The sequence below is a fragment of the Pseudomonas sp. 06C 126 genome (assembly GCF_001855215.1).
Lineage (GTDB): Bacteria > Pseudomonadota > Gammaproteobacteria > Pseudomonadales > Pseudomonadaceae > Aquipseudomonas > Aquipseudomonas proteolytica.
In genome coordinates this window covers 40,480-53,088 of record NZ_MIFU01000119.1, presented here as the reverse complement: position 1 = coordinate 53,088, position 12,609 = coordinate 40,480, and the positions used below count along the sequence as shown (strand labels likewise).

The following is a 12,609-nucleotide window of genomic DNA, read 5'->3' as shown; positions in this document are numbered from 1 at the left end:
GGTATGTTTCTACGCACAACCCTTTTAGCGACCTGTTGCGCCAGCGCCCTGGCCACCGCGCTTCCGGCGCTTGCCGGCGATACCCGGCAGTTTCCCAGTGAGCAAGGCAGTGTCACCGCGACGGCTATCGTCAAAGGCCTGGACCACCCATGGGCAGTGGCGTTTTTGCCAGACCAGCAAGGCTTCCTGGTCACCGAACGGCCGGGTGCGCTGCGCTTTGTCAGCCGTGACGGCAAATTGTCCGCGCCGCTCAGCGGCGTGCCGCAAGTGTGGGCCAAGGGGCAGGGCGGTTTGCTGGATGTGGTGCTGTCACCGGATTTCAAGGAGGACCGGTTGGTCTACCTGTCCTACGCCGAAGGTGGCGGCCAGGGCGGCACGGCCGGTACGGCGGTCGGGCGTGGCCGTTTGAGCGATGACCTGAGCAGCTTGAAGGACTTCCAGGTGATCCTGCGTCAGGCACCCAAGCTTTCGACGGGCAATCACTTTGGCTCGCGCCTGGTGTTTGACCGCGATGGCTACCTGTTTGTGACCCTGGGCGAGAACAATGATCGCCCTACGGCCCAGGACCTGGACAAGCTACAAGGCAAGGTCGTGCGGATCTACCCGGACGGTCGCGTACCGGATGACAACCCGTTTGTCGGCCAACCCGGGGCCAGGCCGGAGATCTGGTCCTATGGCCAGCGCAACCCCCAGGGCGCGGCGCTGAATCCCTGGACCGGCACCCTCTGGGAAAACGAACACGGCCCGCGCGGCGGTGATGAAATCAATATCATCGAGCGTGGCAAGAACTACGGCTGGCCCCTGGCGACCCATGGCATCAACTATTCGTTGTTGCCGATTCCCGAAGCCAAGGGCAAGACTGCCGAAGGCACGGTCGCCCCCCATCATGTGTGGGAAAAGTCACCGGCCATCAGTGGCATGGCGTTCTACGATGCCGACCGTTTCAAGGCTTGGCAGCACAACCTGTTTATAGGCGCCTTGGCCAGCCAGGAGCTGATCCGCCTGCAGTTCGATGGCGACAGGGTGGTCCACGAAGAACGCCTGCTGGGTGAGTTGAAGGCGCGCATCCGCGATGTACGCCAGGGCCCGGATGGTTTCCTGTACGTACTCACGGATGAGGCTGATGGCGTGTTGTACCAGGTGGGGTTGAAGCAAGATTGACTGGCACTGCAGGGGCCGGCAAGCCGGCTCCTACAGCCCCAGCTCGGACAGCCCCGGATGATCGTCCGGGCGTCGCCCCAGGGGCCAGTGGAACTTGCGTTCGCTCTCCTTGATGGGCATGTCATTGATGCACGCATGCCGGTTGGACATCAGGCCGTCCTGGTCGAACTCCCAGTTCTCGTTGCCATAGGAGCGGAACCAGTTGCCGGAATCGTCGTGCCATTCATAGGCATAACGCACGGCGATACGGTTACCGGTAAAGGCCCACAACTCCTTGATCAAGCGATAGTCCAGTTCCCTGGCCCATTTGCGTGTGAGGAAATCCTTGGCTTGCTCACGGTTATGGGCGAATTCGGCGCGGTTACGCCATTTCGTGTCCAGGGTGTAGGCCAGCGATACGCGCTGCGGGTCACGGGAGTTCCAGCCGTCTTCGGCGAGACGGATCTTTTCAATGGCCGATTGTTCGGTAAAGGGCGGCAAGGGCGGACGCACTTGTGCATTGGCGGTCATTTGATTACTCCTTTGGATTGTCAGTCGTTAATTCAAAGTGCCAATAACAATTGCGCCATGCATTGCGCATTATCAGCGGCAGTTTCATCGCCCATTATCAGGGCCATGGTGATGGCGCCATCGACCAGGATCAGCAGTTGCGCGGCCTGTAGCTCCGGGGCCGGGGTGCCATGGGCGTTGCACAATTCAAGCAGGTACTCGAACAGTTTCTGTTTGTGCGCCTTGGCCAACAAACGGACCGGGTCTTGCGGGTTGCCGGTCTCGCCGCTGGTGTTGATAAAGGCGCAGCCGCGAAAGTCCGCAGAGGCGAACCAGGCCTTGAGCGCGCTGAACACGCCAAGCAGGCGCGCACCGCTGTCTGGCGCTTGTTCGACCTCGCTGCGCAGCCACTGCAGCCAACGCTCGTCGCGCCGCTGCAGGGCGGCGATTACCAGTTCATCCTTGTTGGCGAAGTAGCGGTAGATGCTTTTCCTGGAGACACCGGCGGTTTTCACCAGTCGTTCCATGCCGGTGGCCGCAATGCCGTGCCGGTAGATTAACTTTTCGGTGACATCCAGAATAATGTCGCGGGTTTCAGTAGTGGTAATATCGTTCATGCCGCCAACAGTAGAACGATCGTTCTTCATGGTCAATGAATTATTTTCCATGGTTCGTGGGCAGACCTGGGCACCCCCATGGTGTAAGCTCTCGGGCTCTTCGGATTCGATCATTGCGAGCCCTATGCCGTCGTTATTCAAACGTTCCCTGTTGCCCAAGTTGCGCGGTTTCCCCCTGGCTACCGATGCGATCGAGGTGCTGTCCGGCGCTGCCGAGTTTCGCCGCTGCCTGCTGGAGAAAATTGCCCAGGCCCAACACCGTATCTATATCGTCGCCTTGTACCTGCAACAGGACGAAGCGGGCCAGGAGGTGTTTGACGCGCTGCATGCCGCCAAGGCGGCACGGCCTGAACTGGATATCGTGGTGATGGTCGACTGGCTGCGCGCCCAACGCGGGCTGATCGGCGCGGGCAAGCAGCCGGGCAACAGCGCCTGGTACCAGGCGATGACCCAGTCACACTCGACGCAAGTGCCGGTGTATGGGGTGCCGGTACAGACCCGCGAGCTGTTTGGCGTGCTGCATCTTAAGGGCTTTGTGATTGACGATAGCGTGCTGTACAGCGGCGCCAGCCTGAACAATGTGTACCTGCACAAGTTCGACAAATACCGCTTCGACCGTTATCACCTGATCCATAACAAGCCACTGGCCGACTCCATGCAGCACCTGGTGGAACACGGCCTGGTCGCCTCCAAGGCGGTCCACCGCCTGGACCTGCCCAACCTGCCCACCACTCGCAGCCTGCGCAATGACATTGGCGACTTGCGCAGCCGGCTCAAGCACGCGACCTATGACACCACGGCCGGTCAGGCTGGCATTGGCGGGTTGTCGGTCAGCCCGTTGCTGGGGGTGGGCAAGAACAACCCGCTGAGCCGGGTGATCTGCGAGCTGATCGCCAGTGCCCAGCAGCAATTGACCATCTGCACCCCGTATTTCAACCTGCCGCTGCCGGTGACCCGGGAAATCAACCGTGCGTTGGCCCGTGGGGTGAAGATCGACATCATTGTCGGCGACAAGACCGCCAACGACTTCTACATCCCGCCCAGCGAACCGTTCAGGATCATCGCCGCACTGCCGTATCTCTACGAAATCAGCCTGCGCCGCTTTGCCAAGCGTCATCAGCGCATGATCGACAGCGGCCAGCTCAACCTGCACCTGTGGCGCGATGGGGATAACACCTATCACCTCAAGGGCATGTGGATCGACGAGCGCTATACCTTGCTCACCGGCAATAACCTCAACCCCAGGGCTTTCCGCCTGGACCTGGAAAACGCCTTGCTGATCGATGATCCCCAGGGCCAGTGGCTGGCGCCACGGCGTAGCGAGCTTGAGGAAATTTTCCGGCACGCCACACGGATCCAGGGCTACCAGCAGTTGGAAACACTGGTGGATTACCCCGAAGCCGTCGGCAAGTTCCTGCGCCGGGTCAGCCGGGTCCGGGTCGAGCGCTTGTTGTATCGGATCCTGTAACTGACCTGCCATTTTCTCGGCACACTTGAAACACTTAGCACAGTCTTTGGTGTATTCGGACTCTTCCTATAACCCCTCTAGGTTGGGTCTTGTAGCGTTGCATTGACAGTTCTTACGGAAAAGAACTCTCGCCCTCCATTAGGTGAAGAGAACTGGAAATGTCGACACACAGTGTAAAGAGTGCAGGCACGCCGTTTAACGTTGTGACAGGTGCAGGGCAGGGCTATCGACAGCCTGAGCCGACAGCCTCGATGCCGTCGTCCGAAGCGCCGTCTGCGCCCGAAGGCCAGGACTGGCCAGCATCCGAGCAAACCCCACACAACCCCTCGATGCCTGGCAGGCTGACGCAAGCAAGGATCGAGTTGGCGGCGCAGCGCAAAAAACGCGACGCGACGCCATTGCCTGCTTTTCCATCGTCCGTCGATGCGGCGAAAGGCGATGAAAAGCTGCAGGACACCCTCACTCATTGGGTGACCACCGGCAAGCTGAAACGCAAACCCATCCCCGACAATGCTTCGATCAAACCTTACGTGGACCTTTATCGCGACGCGGTGAACGAGCCGGCGGTGCAGGACTGGCTTGCGAGCAAAGGCTTCAAATGGTCGACCGTGCGCATCGACCGCGACGGCGTAGAGGGCATAGTGATTCGCGATGGGGTCGAGACCAAGCAGCGATTTACCACCAGCGATGGGTCTGGTTGGTGGGAAGTGAGTGGCAAGGTCAGGGCGGCTGTGCGCTACCTGTCTCCCAGCGATCTGGGGATTCTGCTACCAGACCCGAAAACGGGCGACTTTAATCACGTTGACGTCATTCTCGATTTTTACGGCGTCAAGACACCTAACGAAAGCGGCGGTGCCGCGCAGCTTGGCAGGCAGCTTACAGAGGACGGCTGGCCCGGGATTTCCGAGCAAAAGCGCACCGATTGGCGTGAGCAGTTCGACCAACTCGTGCAGCAGAGCCGCGACCAGGATGTTCGTACGCGCCTGGCTCCCCAGCTGCAGGCGCTGGTCGATGCAAAGGCTGAGGGCGCCGATCTTGACCTGACTGCGCAGGCTGTGGATATCGACCCCCAGTCGAGCCTGGCACAGAAAAGCCATCAGCCACGGGCGAGTTTTGCTCAGTTCCTGGCATCCCCGGCCTTCAGAACGTTCGTCGATAAAATCGGTTTTGGCCAGGGCGATCACGTTTACCGCATTCGCGACGGGCAGTTGGAACTACGCGACCGCGCCAATCATTGGACTAATCTGCAAGCCTTTCTCGATGACGAGATCAGCAAGACCCTGGTTGCAGGCAGTGCAGAAGAAAAGGCGCGCATTCTCGAACTGAATGCCAACTTCAACCAGTTGGTGGGCATGAGCAAGGAAACCGGCGACGCCCTGTATTCCATCCCCCAATATGACCTGCGCCAGGTCCTGGAGTATTGCGGGTTGGGGTCTCCTGGCTCCGTCGCGCAAGCACGCGTCGCGCTTGGCTGGCTGAACAATCAATTGCCTGCGGCGCCGCTGGCGGCGGACTACGCGAGTCTAACGCCCTATAGCTGGGGACCAGGGGCGTTGTCACCCAACGACCTGACGGTGCTCAGAACCCAAGCCGCCGGGCCGGGTTCGGTCACTGAACTGTTGCGCGATTTTGCGGACGGGGCGGACCTGCCCGCCGACCCGGATTTGCGGCTTCGGACGTTCTTCGACTCGCCCCAGGCCATTGCCAAGGCGCAGCAATTGGCGGGCGTGCTGAATATGGCGGAGGTCGCCGGTGGCGCGCCCCTGTCCAGGGCTTCTCGCCACCAACTGCTGGCTGCCGCGATCAAGGCCAGTGTGGCCGTCGATGTGCCCGGCGCGCCCGGCGTAGTTGCCGGCTACGAGATCTATCATCCCAGCAACCTGGGGCGCACGATAAATCAGGTGCGCGAGGAGATAGAAACGCATTTGATTGACCACAAGGCGGTCAGCGCCAGCGCTGCGCCGTTGGTTGCCCACCTGTTGCTGGCACAGGCTGCCCCTGAGTTTCTGATCAAGCCGACGCCCAGTGTGTCGACACTCGCACCTCAAGCACTGATGTTGCAGCCTGGGCAGGTGACCATCGGCTCGACCGCCTGGCTGAACCTGCGCCTGGGCACTGCCATGGCTGAAAAACTCGGTGGGGCGGGCAGTTCGCGGGCGCTGACTATCACCCAAGCCCTGGACCTGAGCCGACTCGATGCGACAGGGCCTGCACAGGCAGAGTTAATCAAAAGCCTTGGCGCCCAGCCCTTGCTGGACTGGGCGGTGATGGCCGGAATTTTTCCCAAGTCATCCGATGGGCGCTACTCGCCAGGGGATTATCTGGCTGCCACACAGGCATTCACCGACCGGGAAAACCGCACTCGCGAGGCATTCAATACCCTGACGAGCGAGCCACCCACTCAAACAAGTCTTTTAGTGCAACAGTTGGCGAAGCTGTTTCCTGAGTTGACCGAGGACGAGATCCGCAATTTCAAGCTTGAGCTGGATACCGACGTGCCTTTTGACCCAAGGCAACACGGGCATCTTCAGACCCGTCAGCCCTACTTGACCGAAGTGATCCTGACTCAACAAGCTGAAAAGGATCCGCTGGTTGCCTTTGGCGATTGGGTGAGCCGTCTTTTTGGTGACGAAAAAAAGTACAAATTTATTCACCCTAAAATTTCCCAGGAAACCTTTAACGAAAGAATCAAAAAACTGCCGCCAATCACCCCGTTGGTCGCACCGGCCGTGGACCAATACATTGCCGATACCCGTAGCGCCCAGGCCACGGTGATCCGCCTGATGATCGCCAATGCGCCGCTGGAGGTACGCCGGGCGTTTGAGGTCGGCAAGCTGGAGTTCTTTACCTTGCGCGAGGAGACCGGGCAACCCGTGGAGGACGATCAGGGCGAGCACTCCAAGGTGCAGGAGAAAAAGGGCAGGCATGGCCTGTTGATGCGTTACGAAACCGGGGCGACGACCCCGAGATTCGGCTACTACGAAGTGTTTCCAGGCTCAATGAAAATGATCCGGCGTGACGATCTGAGCTACAGCCTTGGGCTAAATGGCGTGACCCAAAAAGGCAGTGTGCCCTACGGGCCTTTTGCCTTTGTCCAACGGGATTTTCGTCATGCAAAGCTGGAGAAGTTCGACTTCCAGGCCTATTCCCAGGGCACCGAGCCGCGTCCGGGAGTAGATTCCAGGGTCATTATCGAGAAGGCTCGCGAGCCGTTGCCCGGTCAGGTCTTGTCGCAGTGGCCCGGCCCCGCGCCGGTCTATGTCCCCAACAGTTGGGCTTCGACAAGAACACGCGATATCACCAGGACCGTGCTCGACAACACGTTCGAGGACAAGCGCGAGTTGCTGCTGGAGTACGCCAATCAACCCACACGGCTGCAGAAGCGCCGCAGCTACCCTTTCGATTCCGGCAAGATCCTGACCCAGGAGAACCTTAGAGCGGTCCTCAGTCTTATCCCATTTGTAGGTGCGGTTGCGGACATTGCCGATGGCAATATCAAGGACGGTCTCAAAGGGCTGTTGATCGACTTTGCGTCATTTGCAGCGACAGGCGGCTTGGCTGCAGCCAGGTCATTCTTCAAGGGGATCAAGGCGGTTGTGCCCTATAGCGGTCGCGCATTTGGTCAGGGCCTGAAGGAGAGCGGACTGCTGGTGCGCAGCATATTCAACCCTCTGGACGGCAGCGTCGATGTACTCAAGTCCGCGCTTAAAATCACAGAACGCAGCAAAAGGGTGTTGTCAGGGGAGTTGATGGGGGTCGGCTCAGGCATTTATCTGCCTACCACCGCCTTTGAAAAGTGCCGCTGGGGGCTGGGTGCCTATGAGACGCTGCGTGGCAAGCCGCCTGCTGACCCACAACGGGTAGGTCAGTTGGGCGTGAGTCAACAGTGCGCGGTCTACGCCGTGAACATGAACAGCAAGTGGTATGCGATCAACCCGGCGACCCTTAAACCTACTGGCGCTCCCCTTGAGGACTTCACGCCAGAGAGTCAGACGTGATAACCGCTCAGGGGAGGGCTGCCAGTCGTTCAACGCGGTGCCGGCCAGAGCGCAATGAGCAGCAGCAGGGCGGCGGCTACCAGGTAGGGTAGTCGCGGTTCAACGGCATAGATCAGCGTCCCGGCCAGAGGCCCGACTACCACCCCCAAGCCTTGTGCTGCACCGACCGAGCCTGCGGTGGCGCCTTGTTCCGAGGCCTCCACCGCGTTGGCCGCGAGTGCGGCGAACGACGGGAAGATCCAGCCCATGCCGGCCGCCGAGACGAAGAAACACAGCCAGAGGATCCACGCCGTATCCGCGAACATGCTGCCGGCAAACCCCAGGGCAGAGACGATAGCGCCGACGCGGATCATCCGCAGGGGCGGCCATTCCAGTTTGCGCACCAGTAACTGCGAGCAGATCAACGCCAGGCCCACCATCGTCAGGGCAATCCCGGCGGTTTGCGCGGCGTCGGCGGGGTTCATCTGCAGGCGGTCCAGGGCGAAAAAGCCCACGGTGATCTGGGCGATGGACACACACAGCATGGCGGCAAACGCCACCACCAGTGGGCGCCGCAAGCGTGGGTCCGAGAGGTTGACGGCCTTGGGCGGTTGCTTGAGGTGCAGCTCCTGGCGCGGCAGTTTCAGCAGCAACACCACAAAGCCCAGCATCGGCAACAACGCCATCGCATAAAACGGCAGGCTCAGGCTGTAGCGGGCCAGCAGCGCGGCAATTGCCGGCCCCAGCACCAGGCCGCAGGCGTTGGCCGCGCCCAGCGAGGCCATGGCCTTGGCGCGGTGGGCCGGCTCGATATTGTCGGCGATCAGCGCATAACCGCCCACCGGGATCGCCGCGTAGAACACCCCGATCAACCCGCGCCCTAGCACCAACCCGATAAAGGCCAGCATGGCCGAGGGCAGCAGTTGCAGGGAGGCGTCGATAAACACGCACAACGCCCAGTACGCCAGAGTGAAACCACCGGTGCCCAACAGCAGCACCCGGCGCCGCCCCAGCCGGTCACTGGCCTGGCCCCAGGGCCGCGCCAACAGCATCCAGATCACCCCGGACACGGTAACGGCCGCACCCGCTTGCCAGGTCGCCAGCCCCAGCACCCGGGCGATGGGGCCGATCAGCGAGACAAACGCCATCATCGCCATGGTGCAGGCCATATTGGCGATCAGCAGGGGGCGCAGGTTGAATGACACTGAGGTGGGCAAGGCAGCATCAACGCTGGCGGCCGAATCGGGCATGGGAAATCTTCCGTGAGTGGGATCGATTGAACGTTATAGGTAAGACGGTTAAACGCATAGCGCGATTAGCCCCAATGATGAAGATCTACAGCTGTGCTGTGTGAGCACGGGCTCACCCGCGAAAGCTGTGGTGGCAGGTGTACCGCTATCGCAGGCAAGCCAGCTCCCACCTTTGATTTGCGGTGTGGCCACAATTTTCTGCTTCGCTGAGATCCCCTGTGGGAGCGGGCTTGCCCGCGATAGCGGTGTGTCAGGCACAGAGCCGCCACAGGCACGCCGTCATCGCATTTTAGCCAGTGCTGTCAGTTCAGGCCCAGTTTGCCACGCAGGGTCGACAGGTCTTCGGCCAAGGTGTTGACCGGGCCGACCAAGGCCTTGCGGTCGTTTTCCTTGACCTTGTCATAGGTCTCAAAGCCACCATCAGCCGTTTTGTATTTGGCCAGGATGCTGTCCACCGTGGCGAAGTTCTTGTCGACCTTGGCCAAAAACGCCTTGTCCTGTTGCTCGATCTGCCCACGGAACAGGTCGACGATTTTCTTCGCCCCGTCGATATTGCCCTGGAAGTCATACAGGTCGGTGTGGCTGTAGCGGTCTTCTTCGCCGGAGATCTTGGTGGCGGCTACTTCTTCGAGCAATGCGGCCGCGCCGCCGACGACTTTTTCTGGCGGGAAGGTCAGGCCGGCGACGCGGGTTTGCAGGTCCTTGACGTCCTTGTTCAAACCATCGGCCAAGGCGTCCAGGCCCTGGGTGCTGTTCTCGGCAAACAGGCTGTATTCGAGGCGGTGGAAACCGGTGAAGTCCTCGGCCTTCACGCCTTTTTCGTGATCGTCGACCCGTGAGTCGATCGAGGCGTCCAGGTCGCTGAACAACTCGGCGATGGGCTCGATGGACTCATAGTGCACGCGGGTAGGGGCATAGAGTTTTTTTGCGGTGGCCAGGTCGCCTTTTTTCACCGCGTCGGTAAAGGCCTGGGTCTGGGTGACCAGTTCATCGATCTTGTCGGTGACATAGATCTTGTAGTCCGACACCGGCCCCACCAGGTCCAGGGGCGCCGTCGCGGCAAAGGCTGCGAGCGGAGAAAGGGTCAACAACAATGCAAGAGACGACTTCTTCATGGGACGGTTTCCGCTGGGATGGGGTTTAGGTGTTGGCAGTGCTGAGCAGCAAGGTGCGGCCGATGAAATCCTGCGGCCCGGTGACGCCTGGCAGCGTGAAGAAGTACCCACCGCCCACCGGCTTGAGGTACTCCTCCAGCGGCTCGCCATTGAGCCGGGTTTGCACGGTAATGAAGCCTTTTTCCAGGTCGGCCTGGTAGCAGATAAACAGCAGGCCCATGTCCAACTGGCCGTTCTTGTTGACGCCGTTGGAGTAGTTGAACGGCCGGCGCAGGATCAGGTTGGCCTGGGTTGCAGCGGTGCGCGGGTTGGCCAGGCGGATATGGGCGTCGAGCTTGGTCAGCTTGCCTTCTGGGTCTGTGCTGTAGTCGGGCACCTGGGCTTCGTTGTGACCGCCCATGGGCGCGCCGCTGGTCTTGATCCGGCCAATGATGCTTTCCTGTTCCTGCAAGGGCGTGCGGTCCCAGCGCTCGACGAAGTTGCGGATGATCCGCACCGCCTGGTAGCTGCCATTGGCGGCCCAGGCGGGTTCGTCACTGCCGGGCTGGACCCACACCAGTTGATCCATGGCCTTGGCATCGTTGGAGTCTGGGTTGGCGGAACCATCGCGAAAGCCCAGGAAATTACGCGCACTCTGTGCCGGTTGCCCCGCCCGGGCAGGCGCCTGGGGCGGCACGCTGCCTTCCTGTTTCCAGCGCACCAGCAGCAGGTCCGGAAGATTTTTCACGATATCGCGCAGGGCGTGGATGTTGGTGTCAGGGGTGTTGGAGCTGAACTGCAGGCTCAAGTCGCCATGGCACTGCGCAGGTTCCAGGGCGTCATTGGGGAAGCCGACCATGCGGCTCAGGCGCTTGGGCTTGGCGCCGGCCAGGCCGAAACGTTCGTCGAACAGCGACTCACCCACCGACACGGTAATCGTCAGGTTATCCGGGGTGACCACCGGGCCAAGGATCCCGGAGTCAGTGGGCGGTAGTTTCGGATCGACTTGTGGCACCGTACCGCCGGTCATCAGGAAACCGATACGCTCGTTGAGGGTGCGAAACAGCCGCTCCAGGTCTTCGCGGTCGCTGGCCAACACATCGAACGCCACCAGCATGCCGCAGGCCGGGCGCGGGGTGACAATGCCGCTCTGGTGCTTGCCGTGGAAGGCGTGGTGGTCCTGGGTTTTTTCGCTGCTGGGGGCGGCGGTGACCTGGGCCGCGCCGGCCGCCATGGCCGGGCAACTGAGGCTACTGCCGGCAATCGCCGCACCGGTGGCGGCCATGCCCAGCAATACGCGGCGGCGCTGGGCGTTGAACTGTTCTGAATCACTCATTTGTTCGGTCGTCTTCACTTAAGGCCTGTGAGGCCAAGGGCTGGGTCGATTCCATCGAGTGCGGCGGCCAGAGCCTTGGCCTTGTCGGCGATCTGTTGGCGCTGATCGGCGGTAACGCTGTCATAGGTGCGGTAGTTGCCATCGACCTGCAGGCCGTCGAGTTGCCCGGCGAAGGCGCTGATCGCGCTATCGATACCTGGCAACAGGTCGGCAGCGGACTTGGTCAAAAGCGGACGCATCAGCTCAACCACCTTGCGCGTCGCCGCCAGGTTTGCGGCAAAGCCATTGAGGTCGAGGTGGCTGTAGCGTTCCTCTTCGCCACTCGCGGCGCGCACGTCGGCCAGGCTATTGAGGTTGCGCACCAGGATGCTGACCAGTTGCTCGGGCGGCAGTGACTGCGCGAGCAACTGCTGCTTGAGGGCGGTGACATCACTTAGCAAGCGCTGGGCAATCGGTGCCAGGCTGTCGAGGCTGTGCTGCGCGAAGAGGCCGTATTCCAGGCGATGAAAGCCGCTGAAGGCCGGGTCCTGTTCGCGTTTTTCGAAGTAATCGGCGCGGGCATTGATCGCGTTGTCCAGCTCGGCCAGGCGCTGGGCTGCCGGGGCCAGGCGCTGGTAAGCCTCGCGTGCTGGCAGGTACAGGGCCTGGGCTTGGCTCAGGTCGCCCGCAGCAATCGCTTGTTCGAGGGCGCTGACGGCCTTGATCAAGGCGCTGCCCTGGCTATTGAGGTACACGCGAAACTCCGACAGCGGGCCGATAAAGGCCACCATCGACGGCTTGGCTTTGGCCTGGGCGTCGGACTCGGCGGTGGGGGTTACCTGCAGGGTGCCGCGTGGGTTGCTCAACAGGCCGCAGGTGATGGCGTAGTCGCCCGGCAGCAGGTTGGCGTTGATCACCTGGCTCAGGCCGGGGGCGATGTTTTCACGTTCTTCGACCACCAGTACGCCGTCGAGGATTTCCCACTCCACTGCGCGATCCGAGCGATTGATGATGCGAAAACTCGCACGACCGGCCGGCACCGTCAGGGCGTTGGGCTCGCAGGCGTGGGCGTGGATGATCACGGCGATTTCGTTGTGATTGACCTGGCGCTTGGCAGCGGCCAACTGCGAGGCGTAGTAGAACAGGCCACCGGCGGCGATCATCACGATCACCGAACCGGCTAGCGCCCAACGCAAGGCGCGAGGTGGCGAGGCGGGGGCAGGGGCTTGGTTTGGCAA

At 61.2% G+C, this 12,609-nt stretch carries 9 protein-coding genes; 3 read left to right on the top strand and 6 right to left on the bottom strand.

The window, feature by feature from the left end; genetic code table 11:
- The first annotated feature begins 3 nt into the window (after positions 1-3).
- On the top strand, positions 4-1,161 hold the full coding sequence (locus tag BHC62_RS22895; protein WP_070996252.1) for a PQQ-dependent sugar dehydrogenase: 1,158 nt from the start codon (positions 4-6) through the stop codon (positions 1,159-1,161).
- Positions 1,162-1,191: 30 nt separating this feature from the next.
- On the opposite strand, the gene BHC62_RS22890 is transcribed toward BHC62_RS22895, so the two are convergent.
- Positions 1,192-1,671, bottom strand: a complete 480-nt coding sequence (locus BHC62_RS22890; RefSeq protein ID WP_070996251.1) for a nuclear transport factor 2 family protein — start codon at positions 1,669-1,671, stop codon at positions 1,192-1,194.
- 32 nt (positions 1,672-1,703) lie between these two features.
- A complete protein-coding gene (locus BHC62_RS22885) occupies positions 1,704-2,267 on the bottom strand; it encodes a TetR/AcrR family transcriptional regulator (protein ID WP_070996250.1) in 564 nt (187 codons plus the stop codon).
- A gap of 124 nt (positions 2,268-2,391) precedes the next feature.
- On the opposite strand from BHC62_RS22885, the gene pssA reads away from it, so the two are divergent.
- Both pssA and BHC62_RS22875 read left to right on the top strand, forming a co-directional pair.
- The gene (gene pssA / locus BHC62_RS22880; protein WP_029290564.1) at positions 2,392-3,735 is read left to right on the top strand and encodes a CDP-diacylglycerol--serine O-phosphatidyltransferase; all 1,344 of its coding nucleotides are present in this window, start codon (positions 2,392-2,394) and stop codon (positions 3,733-3,735) included.
- Between the two features lie 158 nt (positions 3,736-3,893).
- Positions 3,894-7,733, top strand: a complete 3,840-nt coding sequence (locus BHC62_RS22875) for a hypothetical protein (RefSeq protein WP_256324416.1) — start codon at positions 3,894-3,896, stop codon at positions 7,731-7,733.
- Positions 7,734-7,762: 29 nt separating this feature from the next.
- Here BHC62_RS22875 and BHC62_RS22870 read toward each other — a convergent pair whose 3' ends face one another.
- The 4 genes from BHC62_RS22870 to efeO (BHC62_RS22855) form a co-directional block, all read right to left on the bottom strand.
- A complete protein-coding gene (locus BHC62_RS22870; protein ID WP_029290568.1) occupies positions 7,763-8,962 on the bottom strand; it encodes an MFS transporter in 1,200 nt (399 codons plus the stop codon).
- 302 nt (positions 8,963-9,264) lie between these two features.
- Positions 9,265-10,077: an iron uptake system protein EfeO gene (efeO, locus tag BHC62_RS22865; protein ID WP_029290570.1), complete on the bottom strand. Its 813-nt coding sequence runs from the start codon at positions 10,075-10,077 to the stop codon at positions 9,265-9,267.
- Between the two features lie 25 nt (positions 10,078-10,102).
- Positions 10,103-11,392, bottom strand: coding sequence for an iron uptake transporter deferrochelatase/peroxidase subunit (gene efeB / locus BHC62_RS22860; protein ID WP_070996345.1), 1,290 nt, complete (start codon positions 11,390-11,392; stop codon positions 10,103-10,105).
- 14 nt (positions 11,393-11,406) lie between these two features.
- Complete coding sequence (gene efeO / locus BHC62_RS22855) at positions 11,407-12,609, bottom strand: iron uptake system protein EfeO (protein WP_070996249.1); 1,203 nt, start codon at positions 12,607-12,609, stop codon at positions 11,407-11,409.

Coding starts and splice junctions, on each gene's coding strand:
- BHC62_RS22895 (WP_070996252.1), top strand. CDS start 4: ATGTTTCTACGCACAACCCTTTTAGCGACCTGTTGCGCCAGCGCCCTG.
- BHC62_RS22890 (WP_070996251.1), bottom strand. CDS start 1,671: ATGACCGCCAATGCACAAGTGCGTCCGCCCTTGCCGCCCTTTACCGAA.
- BHC62_RS22885 (WP_070996250.1), bottom strand. CDS start 2,267: ATGAACGATATTACCACTACTGAAACCCGCGACATTATTCTGGATGTC.
- pssA (WP_029290564.1), top strand. CDS start 2,392: ATGCCGTCGTTATTCAAACGTTCCCTGTTGCCCAAGTTGCGCGGTTTC.
- BHC62_RS22875 (WP_256324416.1), top strand. CDS start 3,894: ATGTCGACACACAGTGTAAAGAGTGCAGGCACGCCGTTTAACGTTGTG.
- BHC62_RS22870 (WP_029290568.1), bottom strand. CDS start 8,962: ATGCCCGATTCGGCCGCCAGCGTTGATGCTGCCTTGCCCACCTCAGTG.
- efeO (WP_029290570.1), bottom strand. CDS start 10,077: ATGAAGAAGTCGTCTCTTGCATTGTTGTTGACCCTTTCTCCGCTCGCA.
- efeB (WP_070996345.1), bottom strand. CDS start 11,392: ATGAGTGATTCAGAACAGTTCAACGCCCAGCGCCGCCGCGTATTGCTG.